19 protein-coding genes are annotated in these 21,467 nt (G+C 73.0%); 14 read left to right on the forward strand and 5 right to left on the reverse strand.

All coding sequences use genetic code 11. The annotated features are described in order from the left end of the window. The first annotated feature begins 88 nt into the window (after positions 1–88). A complete protein-coding gene (locus tag ACFRAL_RS14630; protein WP_378884154.1) occupies positions 89–2,494 on the forward strand; it encodes a beta-galactosidase in 2,406 nt (801 codons plus the stop codon). Positions 2,495–2,572: 78 nt separating this feature from the next. Here the strand turns inward: ACFRAL_RS14630 and ACFRAL_RS14635 are convergent, their stop codons facing one another. Then, positions 2,573–3,589, reverse strand: coding sequence for a LacI family DNA-binding transcriptional regulator (locus ACFRAL_RS14635; RefSeq protein ID WP_378884157.1), 1,017 nt, complete (start codon positions 3,587–3,589; stop codon positions 2,573–2,575). 182 nt (positions 3,590–3,771) lie between these two features. Between ACFRAL_RS14635 and ACFRAL_RS14640 the strand changes: the two genes are divergently transcribed. The 8 genes from ACFRAL_RS14640 to ACFRAL_RS14675 all read left to right on the forward strand — a co-directional run bounded on the left by ACFRAL_RS14640 (position 3,772) and on the right by ACFRAL_RS14675 (position 11,993). After that, a complete protein-coding gene (locus tag ACFRAL_RS14640; RefSeq protein ID WP_378884160.1) occupies positions 3,772–5,073 on the forward strand; it encodes an ABC transporter substrate-binding protein in 1,302 nt (433 codons plus the stop codon). Between the two features lie 183 nt (positions 5,074–5,256). Then, positions 5,257–6,660 (forward strand): protein kinase, encoded by a 1,404-nt coding sequence (locus ACFRAL_RS14645; RefSeq protein ID WP_378884163.1) that lies wholly within the window; start codon positions 5,257–5,259, stop codon positions 6,658–6,660. A gap of 51 nt (positions 6,661–6,711) precedes the next feature. Continuing rightward, positions 6,712–7,389, forward strand: coding sequence for a response regulator transcription factor (locus ACFRAL_RS14650; RefSeq protein WP_378884165.1), 678 nt, complete (start codon positions 6,712–6,714; stop codon positions 7,387–7,389). Beyond that, positions 7,382–8,683: a sensor histidine kinase gene (locus ACFRAL_RS14655; RefSeq protein WP_378884168.1), complete on the forward strand. Its 1,302-nt coding sequence runs from the start codon at positions 7,382–7,384 to the stop codon at positions 8,681–8,683. Before ACFRAL_RS14650 ends, ACFRAL_RS14655 begins: the two co-directional genes overlap by 8 nt. A 56-nt stretch (positions 8,684–8,739) precedes the next feature. Then, on the forward strand, positions 8,740–9,537 hold the full coding sequence (locus ACFRAL_RS14660) for a hypothetical protein (RefSeq protein WP_378884171.1): 798 nt from the start codon (positions 8,740–8,742) through the stop codon (positions 9,535–9,537). A 155-nt stretch (positions 9,538–9,692) separates the two neighbouring features. Continuing rightward, positions 9,693–10,361 carry a hypothetical protein gene (locus ACFRAL_RS14665; RefSeq protein ID WP_336398194.1) on the forward strand — a complete coding sequence of 223 codons (669 nt, stop codon included), beginning with the start codon at positions 9,693–9,695 and terminating at the stop codon, positions 10,359–10,361. Between the two features lie 83 nt (positions 10,362–10,444). Further along, positions 10,445–11,170, forward strand: a complete 726-nt coding sequence (locus tag ACFRAL_RS14670; RefSeq protein WP_378884174.1) for a histidine phosphatase family protein — start codon at positions 10,445–10,447, stop codon at positions 11,168–11,170. Beyond that, positions 11,154–11,993 carry an NAD(P)H-hydrate dehydratase gene (locus tag ACFRAL_RS14675; RefSeq protein WP_378884177.1) on the forward strand — a complete coding sequence of 280 codons (840 nt, stop codon included), beginning with the start codon at positions 11,154–11,156 and terminating at the stop codon, positions 11,991–11,993. Before ACFRAL_RS14670 ends, ACFRAL_RS14675 begins: the two co-directional genes overlap by 17 nt. 1 nt (position 11,994) lies before the next feature. Here ACFRAL_RS14675 and ACFRAL_RS14680 read toward each other — a convergent pair whose 3' ends face one another. The 4 genes from ACFRAL_RS14680 to ACFRAL_RS14695 are packed head-to-tail and all read right to left on the reverse strand — an operon-like array spanning position 11,995 to position 17,177. Further along, positions 11,995–13,437: an MFS transporter gene (locus tag ACFRAL_RS14680; RefSeq protein WP_378884180.1), complete on the reverse strand. Its 1,443-nt coding sequence runs from the start codon at positions 13,435–13,437 to the stop codon at positions 11,995–11,997. Beyond that, a complete protein-coding gene (locus ACFRAL_RS14685) occupies positions 13,430–15,943 on the reverse strand; it encodes an ABC transporter permease (RefSeq protein WP_378884183.1) in 2,514 nt (837 codons plus the stop codon). The genes ACFRAL_RS14680 and ACFRAL_RS14685 overlap by 8 nt, the downstream gene beginning before the upstream one ends. After that, positions 15,940–16,686: an ABC transporter ATP-binding protein gene (locus ACFRAL_RS14690; RefSeq protein WP_378884186.1), complete on the reverse strand. Its 747-nt coding sequence runs from the start codon at positions 16,684–16,686 to the stop codon at positions 15,940–15,942. The genes ACFRAL_RS14685 and ACFRAL_RS14690 overlap by 4 nt, the downstream gene beginning before the upstream one ends. Positions 16,687–16,703: 17 nt before the next feature. Further along, entirely contained in the window at positions 16,704–17,177 is a 474-nt protein-coding gene (locus ACFRAL_RS14695; protein ID WP_336398200.1) for a GNAT family N-acetyltransferase, read from the reverse strand. Positions 17,178–17,275: 98 nt separating this feature from the next. Here ACFRAL_RS14695 and ACFRAL_RS14700 point away from each other — a divergent pair, with 98 nt between their 5' ends. The 5 genes from ACFRAL_RS14700 (at position 17,276) to ACFRAL_RS14720 (ending at position 21,459) form a co-directional block, all read left to right on the forward strand. Further along, the gene (locus tag ACFRAL_RS14700) at positions 17,276–17,929 is read left to right on the forward strand and encodes a TetR/AcrR family transcriptional regulator (protein ID WP_378884190.1); all 654 of its coding nucleotides are present in this window, start codon (positions 17,276–17,278) and stop codon (positions 17,927–17,929) included. 42 nt (positions 17,930–17,971) lie between these two features. Next, positions 17,972–19,000 (forward strand): NADPH:quinone reductase, encoded by a 1,029-nt coding sequence (locus ACFRAL_RS14705; RefSeq protein ID WP_378884193.1) that lies wholly within the window; start codon positions 17,972–17,974, stop codon positions 18,998–19,000. Positions 19,001–19,274: 274 nt separating this feature from the next. Then, entirely contained in the window at positions 19,275–19,847 is a 573-nt protein-coding gene (locus tag ACFRAL_RS14710) for an alternate-type signal peptide domain-containing protein (protein ID WP_378884196.1), read from the forward strand. A 98-nt stretch (positions 19,848–19,945) separates the two neighbouring features. Beyond that, complete coding sequence (locus ACFRAL_RS14715) at positions 19,946–20,542, forward strand: hypothetical protein (protein ID WP_378884199.1); 597 nt, start codon at positions 19,946–19,948, stop codon at positions 20,540–20,542. Then, positions 20,539–21,459 carry a hypothetical protein gene (locus tag ACFRAL_RS14720; RefSeq protein ID WP_378884201.1) on the forward strand — a complete coding sequence of 307 codons (921 nt, stop codon included), beginning with the start codon at positions 20,539–20,541 and terminating at the stop codon, positions 21,457–21,459. Before ACFRAL_RS14715 ends, ACFRAL_RS14720 begins: the two co-directional genes overlap by 4 nt. The last annotated feature ends 8 nt before the right edge of the window (positions 21,460–21,467 follow it).

Raw genomic sequence — 21,467 nt, forward strand, 5'->3', positions numbered from 1 at the left:
GCATCCGCAGCCCTGATCGCGCGGTTCGTCCAGGGTCTCCGTCGGATCGTCATGGGGCCGGGCTCGGGCATCCGCGTAGGTTCGATGGGTGCCCACTCCGTTCGACGGCGTCCCGCCGCAGCAGTCCACCGCCGACGCCGAGACCGCGACGGGGCCGCGTCCCGGCCCGCACCGCATCCGCGTGACGGATCCGGCACCCGTCACGCCGGCGCCGCTCGACATGGGCGACGACGCGACCGCCGCCCGCGGCATCCGGCTGACCAGTCGTTTCGTCACGCGCGACGGACGGCCGTGGATCCCGGTCATGGGGGAGTACCACTTCAGCCGTGACCGTCCCGAGCGGTGGGAGCGGGAGCTGCGCAAGATGAAGGCGGGGGGCATCGACGTCGTCGCGACGTATCTGCTCTGGATCGTCCACGAGGAGATCGAGGGCGCGCTCCGATGGGACGGGCCCTGCGACATCCGACGGTTCGTCGAGCTCGCCGACGCCGTGGGGCTGACGGTGATGCTGCGGATCGGCCCGTGGGCGCACGGGGAGGCGCGCAACGGCGGGTTCCCCGACTGGCTGCAGGCGCTGCCCCTCGCGCACCGCTCGAACGACCCGTCCTACCTCGAGCACGTTCGCCGCTGGTACGCGGCGATCGAGGAGCAGGTGCGCGGGCTGTTCCGCACGCCGGAGAATCCGGACGGCCCGATCGTCGGCATCCAGGTCGACAACGAGCTCTACGACGACGGCTTCCATCTGGCGACGCTGCGGGACCTCGCGGAGGACGTCGGCATGCGCGCGAGCCTGTGGACGGCGACCGGGTGGGGCGGGGCGCAGCTCCCGCGCGGACGCGTGCTCCCGGTCTATGCCGGCTACTCCGACGGGTTCTGGGAGGAGTCCGACACCGGCTGGCCGGCGTTCGGCGTCATGCACTTCACGTACAGCACGGTGCGCGACGACCTCACGGTCGGCGCCGATCTGCGCGACGCCCCCGCCGACGCACGCCCCGGTGCGTCGCTCGGCGGCGACGACCCCTGGCCGTTCGTCACGTGCGAGCTCGGCGGCGGCATGACGGTGGCGTACCACCGACGCCCCCTCGTGGATCCGGACGACGTCGCGGCGCTGGCCCTCACCAAGGTCGGAAGCGGCTCGGCGTGGCAGGGCTACTACATGTTCCACGGCGGCACGCAGGTGCAGGGCGAGCTCTCGTCGACGCAGGAGTCGCAGGCGACCGGCTATCCCAACGACGTGCCGGTGCGCGACTACGACTTCTTCGCGCCGCTGGGGACGGTCGGCTCGCAGCGTCCGCACTTCCACAAACTGCGTCAGCAGCACCTGATGCTGAGTGCGTTCGCGACCGAGCTCGCGTCGGCACCGGCCGTCATCCCGGTGCAGCGCGACGGCGCGCCACGCTGGGCCGTCCGCGGCGACGGGCGTCGCGGGTTCCTGTTCGCGAACAACCACCAGCCGGCGATCGCGGCCCTGCCCCCGGTCGCCCACGTGCAGTTCGAGGTCGCCTTCGACGGTCGCGCCGTCACGGTGCCGTCGCAGCCGGTGACGCTGCCGGCCGGCGCGCGCGTCGCCTGGCCGCTGCGTCAGCGGTACGGCGGGATCCGGGCGCTGACCGCGACCGCCCAGCCCATCACCCGCTTCGAGACCGCACTCGGCACGGTCGTGCTCTTCGCCGCCGCCGACGGCATCGACCTCGAGCTGCAGTTCGAGGGCGTCGACCCCTCGCACATCCGCGGTGCGCGGGTGCGGGTGGACGACGGCGTCGTCCATGCGATTCCGGATGCCGCGTCCGGCGTCGGCTGCGAGGTGATCGTCGGCGACACCACGCTCGTGTTCCTCGACCGCGAGACCGCCGAGTCGGTGTGGCGCGGGGTGATCGACGGGCGCGACACGATCGTGCTGTGGCCAGGGAGCGGCTGGTTCGAGGACGGCTTCCGCGCCGTCCGCGGCGCGGCGGATGCTGTCGTCCACGCGGTGCCGCCGCTGCGCGACGCGCCGCCCGCCGAGGTGGCGGCCGAGGGCACCGTCTTCACCCGGTACGCCCTGCCAGGCGGTGCGCACCCGATCCGGCTCGACGTGCCGGGCTTCGCCGCCGCCCCGATCGCCCCCGTGCGACGCGGCGGCCCGGCCGGTCGCCTCTCGGCGCCGACCGACCAGGACTTCGAGCATTCCGCCGTCGTCGACGTGTCGCTGCCGGCGGAGGCGTGGGACGCCGAGCAGTCGATCCTCGAGCTGGAGTGGACCGGTGACGTCGTCCGCGCCTACGTGGGGGAAGAGCTGATCGCCGACCAGTTCTGGTCCGGCCGCCCGTGGGAGATCGATCTGACGCCGTACCGGTCGCGGCTGACCTCGGCGCCGCTGACGCTGCGGGCGTTCGCCTGGTCGCCGACGTCGGGCGTCTACGTCGATCCGCGGGTGCGTCCGACCGGCGACGTGCCCGTGCTCGAGATCCGCTCGGCGGTCGTCCGGCGGGTGCGCACCGCGACGCTCCGCTGAGGACCGGCGCGCGCGCTCAGCGCGTGCGGGGGCGCGCGACGGGTCCGCCGCGCGGACGCCGGGCACCCGCCGAACCCCTCAGCCCGCGGTCGGCGCAGGTCCCGTCGACTCGCGCCAGACGACGCGGGCGATCGGGTCGTCGGCGATCCGCGGCTCCTCGTCGCGGAGCCGGGCGATGAGCCGCGCCATGGCGTTCTCGCCGATGCGCTCGTGGTTGACGTCGACGGTGGTCAGCGACGGGACGAGCACGGCGCTGCCGGGGGTGTCGTCCCAGCCGGTCACGCTGACGTTGCCCGGAACGCTCCAGCCGCGCTGGTGAGCACCGCGGAGCACCCCCATCGCCACGAGGTCGTTGGCGGCGATGATGGCGGTCGGCTCCTCGCCCGCGCGGATGGACTCCACCGCGGCGATCCCCGATTCGCCCGACCAGTCGCCGTCGAACACGCCGGCGGACTGCAGCCCCAGGCGGTCGAGCGTCGCGGTGAACGTCGCGGCGCGCGCACGGGCCGACGCGAACAGCGACGACCCGGCGACATGGAGGAAGCGGCGGTGGCCGAGCCCGGCGAGGTGCTCGATGATCTCCTCCAGGGGGGAGGCGTCGACGAGCTCGCCCATGCCGCGCATCTCGTCGTCGAACGCCGCTGCCACGACGAGCACCGCGTCGGTCGGGAGATCGCGCGTGGGCAGGTCGACCGTCGACAGCGCCAGGATGCCGTCGACCTGGCGTGAGTCCGCCAGCTCGAGCACGCGCTCCGCGCGCGCCGCGGCCCCGCCCTCGGGGCTGATGACCTCGACCTGGTAGCCGGCCTCATGCGCGGCGTGCGTCGCCCCCGCGAGCATGCGCGTGGGGTTGTAGGCGAGCGCCGGCATCACCACGGCGACGCGACCCGTCACGCGCGTGCGCATCGAACGGGCCGCGAGGTTCGGCCGGTAGTGCAGCTGCGCGATCGCCTCGGCGACGCTGTCGCGCGTGCGGGGTTTGAGTCCCTCGCCGCCGAAGCGGAGATACCGCGACACGGTCTGGTGCGAGACGCCCGCGAGGCGGGCGACCTCCATGATCGTCGGACGCCGCGACCCGGTCGGCTGGGTGGTCATCGGCGTCTCCCTCCGCGCGGTCGTCCGTCGCGCTGCGTCTCACGGTACGCCACCGCGCGCGAGTGAACGATCATGGCCGACGTGCGGCATGCGTGCTGAGGCCTCCTTGACAGCAAAGGTGATCGTTCACTACGGTGGCGGCACCACCAATAGTGAACGAACACTTTCTTGAGAGGACGATGATGTTCCGCAGTAGGAGACTGGCGGCCGGGATCGCGCTGACCGCGTCGCTCGGCCTGCTCGCCGGGTGTGCGAGCGATGCCCCCGAGGGTGCCGGCACGCCGGACCCGGATGAGGAGGTCACCCTCGACTTCGCGTTCTGGGGGAACGACGTCCGTGCCGAGATGTACGACGAGGCGATCGCCGCCTTCAACGAGGAGCACCCGAACATCACGGTGAACTCGACGTTCCTCGCCTGGGACGAGTACTGGGAGAAGCGGCAGACCGAGGCCGCCGGGCGCGATCTTCCCGACGTGTTCCAGATGGACATGACGTACGTCCGTCAGTACTCCGAGAACGGGCTGCTCCTGGACCTCACCCCGTACCTCGGCGGGGTCATCGCGACCGACGGGTACGAGCAGAACGTGCTCGACATCGCGAAGGTCGGCGACGCGACGGCCGGCATGCCGATCTCGACCAACGCGCTCGGCATGTTCCAGAACCCGATGCTCGCCGACGAGGTCGGGGCGGAGCTGTTCCCCGGCGGCGACTGGGACGACTACGACCAGTGGCTCTCGGACGTGCGCGATGCGGCGAACGAGGCGGGCGTCCAGGCGTGGGGTGGGAGCAATCCCACCGGCTTCATCCAGACGTTCGAGCTCGCGCTGCGCTCGGAGGGCAAGTCCGTCTTCACCGAGGACGGCGAGGTCGGGTTCACGAAGGAGGAGCTCGCCGACTTCTGGAACCGCGGCGTCACGCTGCGCGACGACGACGTCGTCACGCCGCAGCAGCGGCTCGAGGAGCTGTCGCCGATGTCGGGCTTCGACGCGGCCGAGCAGCTCTCCGAGATCACGTGGGACAACTTCGGTGCGGGCTACCTCGCCAACCTCGGTGAGCCGTACACCGAGCTCGAGCTCGTGGCGCCTCCCGTCACCGACGAGGGGGCGAAGGATCTGTACATGAAGGCCGGCATGCTGATGTCGGCGGCGCAGACGACCGACCACCCCGAGGCGGCGGCCGCGTTCATCGATTTCATGGTCAACAGCCCCGAGGCGGGGGCGATCTTCGGCACGAACCGCGGCATGCCGGCATCCGAGACGCAGCGGGACGGCATCGAGCTCGATGCGATCGCCCAGCAGATCCTCGACTACGAGGCCTCCATCGCCGACCGGCTCGGTGACCCGCCGCCCGTGCCCATCGTCGGCTACGGGTCGGTCGAGGCGAAGTTCAAGGCGTTGGGTCAGGAGCTCGGCTTCGGGACCATCACGGTGGATGCCGCCGTCGATCAGCTCTTCGCCGAGATCGAGGTGATCGTCGGGCAGTGACCCGGCCCTGCCGGCGCGGCTCTTGCGGTGGGCCGCGCCGGCAGCTGTTCTCCGCGGCCGGTCACCGACTCTCCTGGGGCCGGACCGCCTGAGCGCCGCGTCGTCAAGAGGCGGCGCGATCGCCGCGCGCCGACTAGCGTCGACAGTGCCCCGGCGCGACTGCGCCCCGGACAGGGAGAGCGGATGACACCTGCGAAGGCCGACGAGACCGCTGCGCTGCTGGACGGTCGCTATCGACTGGACGAGTGCGTCGGCGAAGGCGGCATGGCGCGCGTCTACCGCGCCGAGGACGTGATGCTCGGGCGTACCGTCGCGATCAAGATCATGCGGCCCGGTGTCGACGGATCCTCCTCCGAGCGCGCCCACAGCGAGATGACGGTCCTCGCCTCGCTCAACCACCCGTCGCTCGTCACGCTCTACGACGCCCGCCTGGTCCCCGGCCGGCCCGAGTACCTGGCCATGGAGTTCGTGGCCGGTCCGACGCTCGCGGCACGACTCGCGGCGGGCGCCCTGCCCCCCGACATCGTGGCGCATCTGGCGACCGAGCTGGCGGAGGCGCTGCACGTCGTGCACAAGGCCGGCGTCGTGCACCGCGACATCAAGCCCTCCAACGTGCTGCTGAGCCCGCCCCAGATCCCCGGCGCCCGCCCGCGCGCGAAGCTCGCGGACTTCGGCATCGCGTACCTCCTCGATACCTCGCGACTCACGTCGCCCGGCCTGGTCATCGGCACCGTCGCCTACCTCGCACCCGAGCAGCTCCGCGGCGGCGATCCGGCCCCCGCCTCCGACATCTACTCGCTCGGCCTCGTGCTGCTGGAGGCGCTCACCGGCGACCGCGCCCACCCGCACGGCGGCGGCATGGCTGCGGCGCTGGCGCGTCTGGAGAACCCGCCCGTCGTGCCCGCCTCGCTGGGCCCGGGGTGGACGCAGCTGCTCATGCGCATGCTCGACACCGAACCGGGCGCGCGCCCGACGGCTGCCGAGGTCGCGACGGCCGCCCGCGGACTGACGGAGCGGATGCCGACGGCCGGGGCCGCCGTGGATCCGACCGTTGCGACCGCTGCGACTGTTCCGTTGACCGGACCGACGCTCGTCGCGCCGCTCGCGGGCATCGCGGGCGCGGGAGGGGGTGCCGCTGCTGCCGGCCCGGCCGACTTCGCCTCGACCCCCGGCTCCGCTGCGGCAGCGGACCCGGCGCGCTCGAACGACGTCGGTCGGACCCGTCGGCGCCCGCGTCCCGTCGCCCTCATCGGGGCGGGGCTCGGTGCTGCCCTGGTCGGGCTCGCGGCCGTGCTCGGCATCTCGGCGCTGAACGCCCCCAGTCCCTCGCCCGAGCCGGCGCCGACCGTCCCCGCCGACCCCGCACCCTCCGCGCCGCCGGCCGACGACTCCGGCAACGACGTCGTCGTCGACCCCGGCATGACCGACGAGGAGCGCAAGGCGGCCGAGGAGGCCCAGAAGAGAGCCGAAGAGGCCCAGAAGAAGGCCGAGCAGGAGCAGAAGAAGCTCGAAGAGGAGCAGCGCAAGCAGGCCGAGGAAGAGCAGAAGCGGCTCGAGGACCAGGGCGACGACGACGGCGACGACTGAGCGTCGCGCGCTTCAGGCGGGATTCAGCCGACGAGCGCCAGACTGGAGCGGATGCGGATTCTGGTGGTGGATGACGAGGTGCGCCTGGCCGACGGCATCCGTCGCGGATTGGAAGCCGAAGGCTTCGGCGTGGATGTCGCTCACAACGGCGTGGACGGACTGTGGCGAGCCCGCGAGACCGCGTACGACGCGATCGTGCTCGACCTCATGATGCCGGGCATGAGCGGCTGGCGGGTCTGCGAGGCGCTGCGCGCGGAGGAGAACTGGACGCCCGTGCTGATGCTCACCGCGAAGGACGGCGAGTGGGACCAGGTCGAGGCGCTCGAGACGGGCGCCGACGACTACGTCACCAAGCCCTTCTCGTTCGCCGTGCTCGTCGCGCGGCTGCGTGCACTCATCCGCCGCGGTGGGGTCGAGCGGCCGACCGTGCTCGAGGCGGGCGACCTGCGACTCGATCCGGGAGCCCGCAGGGCGTGGCGCGCGGACGCCGAGATCGACCTCACGTCGCGGGAGTTCTCGGTGCTCGAGCACCTCATGCGCCACCGCGGGCAGGTGCTCTCCAAGCGCGACCTCATCGCCGGCGTGTGGAACGACGACTTCGAGGGCGACCCCAACATCGTCGAGGTGTACGTCGGGCACCTGCGGCGCAAGGTCGACCGGCCGTTCGGTCGCGCGGCGATCGAGACCGTCCGCGGCGCGGGGTACCGTCTGGCGGCCGACGGTGGCTGAGCGACGCCGCCGGTCGCTGCGGACCCGCATCGCCGCGGCCGCGACGCTGGTCGTCGCCGCCGCGCTCGTGGCCGGGGCGCTGGCGTTCTACGGCATCCTCTCCTCCAGCATCCGCGATGCCGCCGTCCGCGGTGCCGAGGCGCGCGCCGAGCAGCTGGCCGCGCGGGTCGACACGGAGGGGCTCTCGGCGGTGACCGAGCTGGAGGACGACATCGTGCAGGTCCTCGACGACGACGGCCGCGTCGTGGCGGCGTCGGAGGAGGCCGACGGCGGCGACCTGCCCGACGGCGAGGGCGCGAGCCTCGCCACGTTCGACGGCGAGCCGATGCTCGTCGTGCGGGAGGACCTCGACGACGGCGCCCTCCTGCTCGCCGTCTCGATCGAGGACGACCAGGGCACGCTCGCGACGGTGGCGCTGCTGCTCGCGGTCGCCGTCGCAGGCGTCACGGGGCTGGTCGCGGCGATCACGTGGTGGGTGGTCGGGCGCGCCCTCCGCCCGGTCGCGCGCATCCGCGCGGAGGTCGACGACATCACCGCCGACCGCCTCGACCGCCGTGTCGCGGTGCCGGCCTCGGGTGATGAGATCGCCGCGCTCGCCGGCACGATGAACCGCATGCTGGACCGGTTGGATGCCGCGGCCACCGCGCAGCGGCGGTTCGTGTCGGATGCCTCGCACGAGCTGCGCTCCCCGCTCGCGACGATCCGCCAGCACTCCGAGCTGGCCCAGCTGCATCCGGACGCGACCTCCGTCGACGACCTCGCCGGGGTGGTCCACGACGAGGGGCTGCGCATGCAGGAGCTCGTGGATGCGCTGCTGCTGCTGACGCGGCTCGACGAGCAGGCGGCGCTCCGCGAGGACCTGGTCGACCTCGACGACCTCGCGCTCGCCGAGGTGCGGCGGCTGCGCGCGGGCGGCGCCACCGTGGACGGGTCGGGCATCCGCGCGGCGCGGGTGCGCGGCGACGCCAGGCTGCTGGGGCAGCTGGTGCGGAACCTCGCCGACAACGCCGCCCGCCACGCACGATCCGCGGTTGCTATCGGGGTGACAGGGCGTGGCGCGGAGGTGGTGCTGACCGTCGACGACGACGGCGCCGGTGTGCCGCCCGACGAGCGCGATCGCATCTTCGAGCGCTTCGTGCGGCTCGACGAGGCGCGCGCCCGCGACGCGGGCGGCAGCGGCCTGGGGCTCGCGATCGTCCGCGCGATCGCGGAGGCCGAAGGCGGCGGCGTGCGCGTCGAGGACTCGCCGCTCGGCGGGGCGCGGTTCTCGGTCGTGCTGCCCGCCGCATCCTGAAGACGCCTTCAGGACGCTTCAGGCGTGCTTCAGCGGCCGGCCTGCACCATCGAATCATGGACGACAAGAACAGCACCCCCGAGACTTCCCCCACCACGCCCCAGCCCGTCGACGCCGGCCGGGAAGACGCCGCCCAGGCCGACCCCGCCCGGACCGACGCGACCGCGGCCACGGTGACGCCGACTCCCGCTCCCGCAGCCCCGAAGCGCCGCCGCACCCGCGGCCTGCTGATCGCCGGCGGGGCGGTGCTCACCGCCGCGATCCTCACCGGCGGCGGCATCGCCATCGGCTCGGCGATCGCCGACGAGGCCGACGACGCCGGCGACGCCATCGCCTCGGCGGTGTCGGACGACGGCGCCGATGACGCGACCGACGACGGCTCCGCCGACGACGACGCGTCCGACGACCGCGCGTCCGGCGACCTGTCGAACCTCGGCACCGACTCCGCCGACGACCTCGTCGCCATGGTCGAGGCCGCGTCCGGCGCCGGCGAGGGCGAGCCGGTGTCGATCGACCTGAAGCGCGACGGCGGCGCCGAGGTGTCGCTCGAGACCGAGGACGGCACCGAGACCGAGGTGCGGGTCGACGCCGCCGGGGAGACATCCGTCACCTCCACCGAGGAAGCCGACGCGGACGACACCGCGCCCCAGAACGTGCTCGACGCCGACGCGATCGCGGCGATCGTCGACGCGGCGCTCGCCGAGGCCGACGGGCGCATCGTCGAGATCGAGGCCGACGACGACAGCACCTCGCCGTGGGACGTCACGGTGCTCACGGCGGGCGGCGAGTTCATCGAGATCGACCTCGACGCGGAGTTCGCCGTCGTGGCGACCGGCGCGGACAGCGACGACTGAGCGCAGCGGGCGGCGGTCACCCGGATCGGGTGGCCGCCGCGTCGCGTCGTGACCGGTCCGGAGGCATCCGAATCGGTCCGAGCTCCGAATCACCCGCGACAGCCTTTCCGCTGTCGCGGGCGCGGCCGACGCCGCGAGACGAAGGAGTCCATCCCATGAGAATCTCAAGAGCCGTCGCGGCCGCCGCGGCGGGAGTGGCCCTGGTCCTGGGGACCGCAGGAGCGGCATCCGCTGCTCACGACGACAACCCGTCGGCGACCGTGGCCAGTTACAGCTACGACCTCGAGTCGATCCAGCCGGCCGACGTGCCCGGCGGCCAGGCCAGCGGGACCACACGGGTCAAGGCGCTGCCCAACGGCAAGCTGCAGGTGACGGTGGAGGCGTGGGGCCTCTCGCCGAACCTGCCCCACGCGATGCATCTCCACGGCGTGCCGGGGAATGCCGCGGACCTCGGCTGCCCGGGTCCCGATGCGGCCGGCCCGGACGGAGTGGTGACGGTGGTCGACGGCGTGCCGTTCTACGGCGGCATCCTCACCTCGCTCACCTCGACCGGAGACGTCTCGCCCAGCAGCGCCCTCGCGCTGGATCGGTTCGCGGTCGCCGACGCCAGCGGATACCTCTTCTACCAGCGCACGCTCACGAGCGTCCCGGGGTACGCGGACGCCGGGATGGTGCAGGTCATCGTGCACGGCATCGACTTCGACGGCAACGGCCAGTACGCGTTCAACCCGGACGACCCGTTCGCCAGCCGCTCGTCGTCGCTGGGTGCGGCCATCCCGCTCGAGGCGACGGTTCCGGTGCTGTGCGGGGGCATCGCCAACTGACGTCGGACGGCGGTCGTCTGCCCGGTGCGGGCACCTCGTGTCAACGGGGTGCCCGCGCCGGGCGTTCTGCCTAGCCTGAGGTGATGGCGGTCAGAGAGCTGTGGTTGGTGCGGCACGGGGAGAGCATCGGCAACGTCGCGGCGACGAGAGCCGAGATCGACGGGCTCGAGGTCATCCCCCTCGACGAGCGCGATGCCGACGTCCCGCTGTCCGATACGGGTCGCGAGCAGGCGACGGCGCTCGGCGCATGGCTGCACGACCGGCGGGCGACGATCGACGCCTTCTGGGCATCGCCGTATCTGCGGGCTCGTGAGACGCTCGCACTCGCCCTCGACGCGTCCGGCGCGGACGCCGCGGTGGTGGTGGACGAGCGCTTGCGCGACCGCGAGCTCGGCATCCTGGATCTGCTCACCCGGACCGGTGTCGCGCGCCGCCACCCCGACGAGATGGCCCGGCGCAGGCACCTCGGCAAGTTCTACCACCGCCCGCCCGGCGGGGAGTCATGGGCCGACGTGGCGCTGCGGCTGCGCTCGTTCCTGCGTGAGGCGCTCGAGGGTCCGGGCGAGAGCGTGCTGATGGTGGCCCACGACGCGGTGGTGATGCTCGTGCTGTACGTGCTGCTGCCCCTCCGCGAAGACGAGCTGCTGGCGTTCGCCGAAGACCACACCGTGCTCAACGGGTCGGTCACCCACCTGGTTCGCAGCGACCGCGGCTGGGAGCTCGTCGACTTCTCCGACGTCGCGCACCTGCGGCGAGAGGGCGCCGACGTCACCGCGCACCCGGGGAGCCCCGATGTCGAGCCGGCCTGAGCGCGTCACCGAGTCGCTGCTGCGCGGCTGGGGCCTGCCCGATCCCGGGGACTCGAAGAAGTCGCGCGGAGACGTCGTGGTGGTCGGCGGCTCGAGAACGTCGCCCGGTGCGGTGCTGCTGGCGGGCGAGGCCGCGCTCCGCGTCGGCGCCGGACGCGTCGCGCTCGCCGTGCCCCAGTCCATCGACGCCCACGTCGGCATCGCGCTGCCCGAAGCCGGCATCCTCGCGCTCCCCGATGATGCCGAGACGCCCCTCGGCGGCGCGCTGCGGGAGCAGCTCGAGTCGGCGGATGCCGTGCTCGTCGGTCCCGGATTCTCAGACGCCGACGAGACCCGGGCCACGCTGCTCGCCGTCGCGAACGTGGGCCCCGAGGTGCTCGTGCTCGACGCGTTCGCCCTCGGTGTGCTCGGCGATGTGGACCGCGGCGCCCTGCCGGCGCGGCTCGTGCTGAACCCGAACAAGGAGGAGGCCGGGATCCTGCTGGGGCGCGACCTCGACGACCACGTGGACGACGTGCGCGAGATCGCACGCCGCTTCGACGCGGTGGTGAACTGCTACGGCGTGGTCGCGGACCCGTCCGGCCGCGCCTGGCGCGTCGACGAGGGCGACGCCGGGCTGGGCACATCGGGGAGCGGGGACGTGCTCGCCGGCGCGATCGCCGGGTTCGCCGCGCGCGGGCTCGAGCCGTCGCGGGCCGCGGTCTGGGCCGCGTGGACGCACGGCCGCGCGGGGCGGCTGCTGGGCGCGCGCCTCGGACTCGGCTTCCTCGCGGGGGAGCTGGCGCGGGAGCTCCCCGTCGCGATGCGGGACGTGGGGGCCTGACTCAGCGCGGATCGGCGGGGCGGGCCTGCCCCGCCCGGCGCCGCGCCGCGCCGGTGGTCCGCAGGGCCGGGAAGGTCAGCATCGCAATGAGGATGGCTGCGGCGGCACTGCCGGCGGCGGCGAGGTGCGCGGCCGCGAGGCCCGCGTCGACGGCGGCCGCGCTCGTACCGCCGGCGTCGACCGTCGCCGCGTACGCCGCCGCGTTGGCGGCGCCGAAGACGGCGATGCCGATGGCGCCCCCGATCTGCGCGGTGGCCGATGCCAGCCCCGAGCTCACTCCGGCGTTGCGCGCGGCCATGCCGTCGGCGATGACGAGGGTGGTCGGCGTGAAGCTGAACGCGACGCCCGTGGCCGCGAGGATCAGCACCGGCAGCACGCGCCAGATGTACGGCGCGCCGGCGTCGATCGACGCGAACAGCAGGTGCGCGACCACGAGCATCCCGAGCCCCGCGAGCACGACCTTCTCGGGTCCGAAGCGACGGAGGACGCGCGGCAGCACGAGGGTGCTGACCGCGAACCCGGCGAGGGACGTCGGCAGCATCGCGAGCCCGGCGACGGCGGGGGCGTACCGGAGGACCTGCTGGATGAGGAGGGCGACGAGCACGAAGCACGCGATGCGCGCCGCGCCCCCGAGCATGTTCACGACGATGCCACCGGAGACCCGCGCGTCGCGGAGGGCCGACGGGGGGAGGACCGGGTCTGACGCCCGCCGCTCCACGAGCGCGAACGCGAGTCCGGCACCGACCGCGGCGAGGGTCGCGACGATGACCTCGGGAGAGACGAGGCCGGCGTGCGGCGCGGCGAGGACCGCGTAGACGACGGCGACCGCGGCGACGGTGACCAGGGAGGCGCCCGTCGCATCGAACGAGCGCCGCGATCCCTTCTCGTCGACCGGGAGCATCGCCCAGCCCGCCAGGAGGATGGCGGCGGAGAAGGCGGCGGTGACCACCATCACGCTGTTCCACCCGAACGAGCCGGTGAGGATGCCGCCGACGGTGACACCGAGCGCCCCGCCGACGGTGGATGCCGCCCCCCACCAGCTCATGGTCCGGGTGCGGTCCTCGCCGGTGAAACGCGCGAGGATCACCGACATGGCCGCCGGGCTCAGCATGGCCGCCCCGGCTCCCTGGAGCAGCCGCGCGCAGATGAGCGTCACCTCGTCGGCCGCCAGGGCGCCGACGACGGATCCGATGGTCAGGACGGCGGCGCCGGCGAGGAACATCCGCCGGCGCCCCACGATGTCGGCGGCGCGGCCCGAGACGAGCAGCAGCCCTCCGAACGTCAGGAAGTAGGCGTTGAGCACCCAGGCGGTGGCGGTGGCCGAGAGGTCCAGGTCCTCCGCGATGGAGGGCAGCGCGACGTTCAGGATGCTGGAGTCCATCATCACGACCAGCTGGGCGGCGACCAGCGTGAGCACGAGGGACAGCCGGCGGTGCTCAGACATGGGCGATCGCCTCCAGAACGGGGAGCCGCGCCGCGCGGCGGGCGGGGGCGAGGCCCGCGACGAGCCCGGCGACGGCGACGACGACGACGAGCGCGACGAGTTGGTCGATGGGGATCACGATCCCCAACGGCGCGATCGTCGACAACGCGCCGACCGCGGCGAACGCGGCGCCGATACCGAGGGCGAGCCCGGTGACGAGCGCGACCACCGCGACCATCACCGCTTCAGTCTGCACCATCAGCGCCACCGCGCCACGGGACATCCCCACGGAGCGGAGCAGTCCGATCTCGCGCGTGCGTTCGACGATGGACAGGGCGAGCGTGTTGGCGATCCCGAGCACAGCGATGACCATCGCGAAACCGAGGAGCACCGTGACCAGGCCGAAGATCTGGTCCACGGTCTGCGTGCGGCCGGCGATGACGGCGGCCTGGTCGCGGACCTGCACCGTCGGGTGGTCGTCGAGCGCCGCTGTCAGCGCCGTTGTCAGCTCCGCGGGGGTCGTGCCGTCGGCGGCGGTGACGAAGATGCTCGCGTCCATGTCTTCGGTGAACAGCCCGGCGTAGGTGTCGAGCGACACGAAGTAGTCGGTCTGCAGCGCCTGGGCGGGGCCGTCGGCGATGACGCCGACGATGGGGAGCGAGCGCTCGCCGGTGCGGGCGAAGGTCATCGGCAGTTCGTCGCCCACGCCGAGCTCTCGGTCGGCGGCCACGCGCTCGGCGATGACGACGCCGCCTCCCGTCAGGGCAGCGAGGCTGCCGTCCACCATCCGGATGCCGGCGACGTCGGCGATGCGCTCCGGGTCGAAGGCGGTCAGTGCCGACGTCGACTCGCCGTCCTTCCAGTGCCCGTACTTCAGTCGCGTCGCGGTGCCGACCTCCGCAACGTCGAGGACCTCGTCGTACACGGACGCGTGCACCCCGCCGAGCATCTCCTGGCCGGCGCTCTCGATGACGACGTCGGCCGAGATCACCTCGCGGTACTGCGCGCCTGTCGCCGCCTTCACGGATGCTCCGACGACCGAGACGAACGCCATCAGCGCCAGGCCGAACGCGAGCGCCATCACGGTCGCTGACGTCCGCCGGGGCGCGCGCAGGGCGGCGTCCCGGGCGAGTCGCCCCGGCACCGTGCCGGCGCCGGCGCGACCGACCGCCGCGACCAGCGGCCGCAGCGCAGCGGGACCCGCCATGACGACCCCGACGAGGGCGATGATGAGACCCGCGCCCAGCAGCACGACGGGGGCTCCGAACGTGGGCAGCGCGGCGACCACCGCACCGACGGCGAGCAGCGCCGCACCGGTGATGGTCCGTCCGCGACCCACGCTGCGCGCCTCCGCGGCACCGGCGCGCATGACGGCCAGCGGCGACACGGTCGCGGCGCGCCGCGCCGGGCCCACAGCCGACGCGACCGTCACCACGGTGCCGACCGCGAGCGCGATGAGGACGGTGCGCGGCTGGACGACGAGGTCGCCGTCGGGGATGCTGACGCCGAAGGTGCGCGACAGGCCGCGGAGGCCGTACGTGCTGGCGATGCCGAGCACCACACCGGCTGCGGCGGCGACGGCTCCCACGACCAGGGCCTCGACGAGCACCGACCCCGCGACCTGCGCGCCGGTGGCGCCGGCGGCGCGTGCCACCGCCAGTTCGCGCGTGCGCTGCGAGATGACGATGCCGAACGTGTTCGCGATGAGGAAGGCGCCGATGACGAGCGCGGCGACGCTCATCGCCACGAGCACGATCTGCAGCATCTCGAGGTTCGAGGCGGCCTGCTCGGCGCCGGCGGCGGCGAGGTCCTGCGCGGTGGCGACCTGGACGTCGCCGCCGAGCTCGTCGGCCAGGAGCGGCTGGAGATCGCCGACGGGGAGGTCGGAGGTGATGAGGAGCTCGCTCAGCCCGTCGCCGAGACCGAGCGCGGACTGTGCGCCGGCGAGCGTCGCGAGGGCGACGGCACCCACTGGCGGACCGTCGGTTTCGCCGAATCCGACCAATCCGACGATGCGGGCGTCGACGCGCTGCTCGCCGACGACGGTCACGCGATCGCCGACGCCGAGGCCGAGCGCATCCGCGGTGGCCTTGTCGAGGGCGACCTCACCCGGGCCCGACGGGGAATCGCCGTCGAGCAGGGGATAGGAGCCGATGGGCGGCGCGACCCAGGTGGAGAGCTGGACGCCTCCGAGGTCGGTGGCATCCCGCTCCAGACGGGCGGCGCCCTTGGCGACAGGCACTGCGGCGGTGACGTCCTGGACCGCGGCGACCTTCTCGAGGACGCCGGCGGCGAGCGGGTCCCGTTCGACCTCCACGCCCATGCCCGAATCGAACGCGGTCGCGGTGCGGACCGTCACGTCGGCACCGGCGGTCGCCGCGGCGAACTGGTCGTCGAAGAGCTTCTGAGCGGTGTCGTTGAGGATGAGGCTGCCAGAGACGAAGGCGACCCCCAGCATGACGGCGATCACCGTCAGGGCGAGGCGAAGGCGGTGCGCGACGAGCTGCGCGAGGGCGAAGCGGATCATGCCGCCACCTCCACTCCGGCGTCGAAGCGAGCCATCCGGTCGAGCACGCGCGCGGCGGTGGGGTCGTCGAACCCGTCCACCACGGCGCCGTCCGACAGGAACTCGACCCGGTCGGCGAACCCGGCGGCCGAGGGGTCGTGCGTGACCATCACGATGGTCTGTCCGAACTCGCGCGCTGCGCGGCGCAGGAAGGTCAGGAGCGCCTGAGAGGCGCGGGAGTCCAGGGCACCCGTGGGCTCATCGGCGAACACGACCTCCGGGCGGGCGGCCAGGGCGCGGGCGACGGCCACCCGCTGCTGCTGACCGCCGGAGAGCTCGGCCGGTCGGTGGGTGAGGCGGTCGGCGATGCCGAGCGTGTCAGCGAGATCGTTCACCCAGTCACTGTCGGCCCGCGCCCCGGCGAGGCGGAGGGGCAGCTCGATGTTCTCCCGCGCCGTCAGCGCGGGAACGAGGTTGTACGACTGGAAGATGAACCCGATGCGGGTGCGCCGCAGGAGCGTGCGCTGCTTCTCGCCGAGCCCGGTCAGTTCCAGGTCGCCGAGACGGATGCTTCCCGAGTCGACCGTGTCGAGCCCGGCCATGGCGTGCATCATCGTCGACTTGCCGGACCCCGAGGGGCCCATGATGGCGGTGAACCGGCCGCGCGCGACGGCGAGGCTGGCACGGTCGAGGGCGCGGACGGCGGCGGGCCCCGACCCGTAGGTCTTCACGAGGTCGGCTGCCTGAATGGCGATCGTGGTCATGATTCTTGCTCCCGTTGTCAGTGGATGGTCGTTGTCAGGTGTCGGCGGTAGCGGTCGGGCGTCCAGGAGGCCGCCATCTTCGTGCTCAGGGTCGCGCCGAGGCGTGCGTAGAAGCGCTGGCCGGCGTGGTTGTCGAGCCTCACGCCCCACACGACGAGCAGATCGTCGCGGGAGGCCAGACGCGCGGCCGCGTTCATCAGCCGGCCGCCGACGCCGTTGTCGCGATGGCCCGGCCGGACATAGAGGTCGTCGAGCGCGAGGAGGTCTCGGCCGCTCCACAGGTGCAGGCGGCGCACCATCGACGTGAACCCGACCGCCTCGCCCTCGGCCTCGGCGATCAGCACGGTCACCTCGGGACGCGCCAGCAGGGTGCGCCACTCGGCAGCGCCGACGAGGACGTGCTCCAGCGAATCCTCATGGGCGGCGAGTTCCCGCACCATCTCGTCGAGCACCGCGGCGTCCTCGGGCGTCGCTTCCCGGATCTCGGACATCTCAACTCCTTACGGTGTAGTCATATCTCTTTACGGTGTACGGATACGTCGTACATGATGCAGCGTACGATGTACGCTGTCAAGCAGGAGGTTCGGAATTGGCAGAAAAGCTCTCACAGCGCGTGATCGCCGACGCGGCCCTGGCGGCGATCGACGCGAACGGCGTGGACGCCCTGAGCATGCGCAGACTGGCGCAGGATCTGGGCACGTCCGCGATGTCGCTGTACACGTACTTCGCCGACAAGGACGCTCTTCTCGACGCCGTCGCGCAGTTGCTGCTCGCCGAAGTGGACACGCCCCCCGAAGACGTCCACTGGCGCGACGCGATGCGGTTCATCATGCGCTCGGTGCGTCATGTCGCGATGCGCCACCCGAACGCCGCGCGCCTGATCCATAGGTTCCCGCCCCACACCCCCGACGCGCTCGCGTTCGTGGAAGCAGGCTTCCGGTCCTTCCGCCGTGCGGGTTTCGACGCGCTCAGCACCGCGCGCTGCTACCGCGCACTCGCCGCCTACTCGCTCGGCACGCTCGACATCGAGGTCGGCGGCTACTTCTCGCCCGAGGCGAGGGCGATCACCCCGCCCATCCGAGACAGCATGCAGGATGCCAGTGCCGAGAAGCTGCTCCCGCTGGTCACCGAGATCGGCCCGACGCTCGCCGGGCAGGACGACGCCGCCGAGTTCGAGTACGGCCTGGAGCTCCTGCTCGACGGGTTCGCCGACGCCATGAGCCGCGCCGGGCGGCCGGTCTAGCGATCGGAAATGCCCGCGGTCGCCGCCGCGTTGGCTTGTCGCATGCGATCGATCGTCTACTCCCGCACCGGCAGCTCGTCCGTCCTCTCGCTCGCGGAGCGGGAGCCCGCGGAACCCGGGCCCGGGGAGGTCCGCGTGAAGGTCGCCGTCTCCGGGGTGAACCCGACGGACTGGAAGGCGCGCGCTTCCGCCGGATCCACGCCGGCGTTCGACGAGGTCGTGCCGAATCAGGACGGCGCCGGAGTCGTGGACGCCATCGGCGAGGGCGTGATGGAATTGGCGGTCGGCGACCGTGTGTGGCTGTATCTCGCCCAGCACCAGCGCCCCACCGGCACCGCGCAGGAGTTCACGGTCATCCCCGCTGAGCGCGCCGTGAAACTGCCCGAGGGGATCGGCTTCGATGTCGCAGCGAGCCTGGGCGTGCCCGCGATGACGGCGCACCGGGCGCTCACGGTGCACGAGTTCGGGCCGGCACGGCTGTCGCCGGGATCGCTCGACGGGCGGGTCGTGCTGGTCGCCGGGGGAGCGGGTGCCGTCGGGCACGCCGCCATCCAGCTCGCGGTGTGGGCGGGGGCGACGGTGATCGCGACGGTCTCGAGCGAGGAGAAGGCCGCGCTCGCGCGAGCCGCGGGCGCCGACCACGTCGTGAACTACCGTGACGACGACGCCGTCGAGCGCGTCGCCGCGCTCGCGCCCGGCGGCGTCGACCACATCGTCGAGGTGTCGATCGCGCAGAACGCCGATCTCGACGGGCAGGTCGTCGCCAACCACGGCTCGATCGCGTACTACGCCGACAACGGCGGCGCGGCCGCCACGATCCCGGTGCGGCCCACGTTCGCGAAGAACGTGCGGCTCCAGGGTCTGCTGCTCTACACCGTGGGGGATGCCGCGCTCCAGGCCGCCGCGGAGGACATCACCGCTGCGCTGCGCGACGGTGCGCTTCCGGTGGGTGAGGCAGCGGGGCTCCCGCTCACGTGGTTCGCGCTCGAGGAGACGGCGGCCGCCCATGACGCCGTCGAGCAGGGCGCGGTGGGCAAGGTGCTGATCGACGTCTCCGGCGACAACCGCTGACCGCTCAGCGGCGGCGACTAGCACACCGAATCCGCGCGAAAAGTCCATTCCGGGTGTTCTTGCGCTGATCTTGCGGTTCGGATGGGATCGCTCCCACGCTCACGCAGATCTTGCGGATGCCTTGCGGGAGCGCTGGCGGTCGCTCGGCGGGACGTTGCGGCGCGGGCTGAAGACTTTCATCGTGCTCGAGGAGCGATCGGGAGACCGGCCGCGCAGGTCCCGGCACCTCTGACTCCGCAGATGAAGAGCGGGCTTCCCGCGAAAGGACATTCCCATGAAGAAGATCGTCAAGGCCTCCATCGCCACCACCGCCGGCGTCATCCTGCTGCTGGGCGGCGCGGGCACGTTCGCCACCTGGAACTCGTCGGCGTCGGCGCCGGGTGCGTCGATCGTGTCGGGCAACCTGGTCGTCGAGGCCGCGCAGGCCGAGGGAACCTGGACCGCCAACGGCTCGCCGATCACCATCGCCGACTACGCCGTCGCTCCCGGCGACGTGCTCACCTACACGAAGACGATGAAGGTCGGTGCCGAGGGCGACAGCCTGAGCGCGACGCTCGCCCTGACCGATTCGTCGATCGCGCCCGCCGACGCGGGGAACCCCGCTGATGTGGCGCTGGCGGGCTACCTCACCGACTCCGCCGAGCTCACCGCCTCCGGCACCGGCATCAGCGGGACCGGCCCGACGTTCACCGTCACCCCGGGCGCCGGCGTCGTCAGCGAGGACGTCACCGTCACGGTCACCATCGCCTTCCCGTACGGCGAGGTCGTCGGCGGCAACAACGACGCGATGAACGGCGCCGTCACCCTCGACGCGCTGACCGTCAGCCTCACGCAGGACGTCGAGTAATCCGAGAGGGCTCCCGCCTCCGAAGAGGCGGGCCCTCCGGCGGACGCCGCCCGCTCCGCCCCCTTCTCCCGCTGCGACACCGACCGAGGGACCCCGCCATGACCCGCCGCACCCGCCGCCACGCCGCACAGCGCGACACCCGTCGCGCTGCCGCGCCCCGGCGTCTGCTGCTGGGTGCGCTGGGCGCCGCCGGTGCGATCGTCCTCGGCGTCCTGGCCGGCGGGGGAACGTTCGCGATCTGGACGGCGGCGGCGCCGGCGGCATCCGCCGTCACGCTCCGTGCCGGATCGGCGGGCCTCACCGCCACGCCCCTCGAGCTCTCGGCCACCGATCTCTACCCGGGCCGCACGGTCTGGGCACCGACCACCGTGCGCAACACCGGCACCACGGCGCTCGCCCTCGCGATCGACGCGGTGACGAGCTCGGCCGGCGCCACCTCCTTCACGGCGGCGGTCGCCGTCACCGCCGGCACGGCCGCGTCGGCCGCGGACTGCACCGCCGGTCGAGTGCCGGCGACGGTGACCACCCGGGTCGGCGCCGCCACCGGTTCCGACCTGCAGCTCACCCTCGCCCCCGGCGCTTCGCACATCGTGTGCATCGGCGTCGGCCTGCCGCACGATGCACCGGCGGACGCGGCCGGGGGAGCGGCATCCGTCCTCTCGCTCACCGTCTCCGGAACGCAGGTGCACCGATGATCCGCCGTCGCCACATCGGCCCGATCGCCGCGCTCGTCACCCTCGCGGTGCTCGGCGGCGCGGGTGCGGCGACCGCCGCATGGGTCGCGAGCGCGTCGGTGTCGGCGTCCACCTCGTCCGCGACCGTCGCCACTACGCTGGCGCAGACGGGTGCGCTGACCACGACGTACCGCTACGCCGGCAGTCGTTCGACGGCGGTCGTCGGCGAGCTCACGATCACGAACGCCGGCGGTGCGCCGCTGTCGTATGCCCTCGCCAACCGGGTGACCGGCAGCACGACGCTCGCCCAGAAGACCACCCTGCGGCTGTGGACCGGCACGTGCGGTGCGACGGCTCCCGTCGGCGCGGTCGTGACGACGTTCGCCGACACTGCTCCCGCGCTGCCCGCGGCGGCACGCACACTCGCCGCCGGTGCGAGCGTCAGGGTCTGCGTCTCGACGCAGATCGAGGGCGCCACGAACGCGGAGCTGCAGGGGCAGAGCGCAACCGCCACCTTGAGCGTCACCGGCGCGGTCGGCGCGCACTGGACGACGTCGGCGACCGCCGCCTCGATCACGCAGACCGCCTACCGGCTGGCCGCCGCCGGCACACCGACGTGTCTGCGTGAAGGTGGACGCGACATCCGCCTGACGTGGAGCGCCCCCGCTCACCGCACCGACGCCGCCGCCATCTCGTACCGCCTGTACGACGTCGCGTCCGGAGCCACCGTTGCGACGGTGACGAGCGCCGATGCGACGGTCTCGGCTGTGTTGAGCGGCACCGCGATCGCCCAGAACGGCACGTACTCCCTCGCCGTCGAGGCGACCGAGAACTCGGCCTCGGGGACGACGGCGTCCGCGAGCGCGCCGGTCGAGGTCACCCGCACCACGAACCCGTCGGAGTCGGCTCAGTCCGGCCCCCGTTACCACTGCGCCTGAACCCCTGC

The sequence above is a fragment of the Microbacterium sp. NPDC056736 genome (assembly GCF_042790415.1).
Classification (GTDB): Bacteria; Actinomycetota; Actinomycetes; order Actinomycetales; family Microbacteriaceae; genus Microbacterium.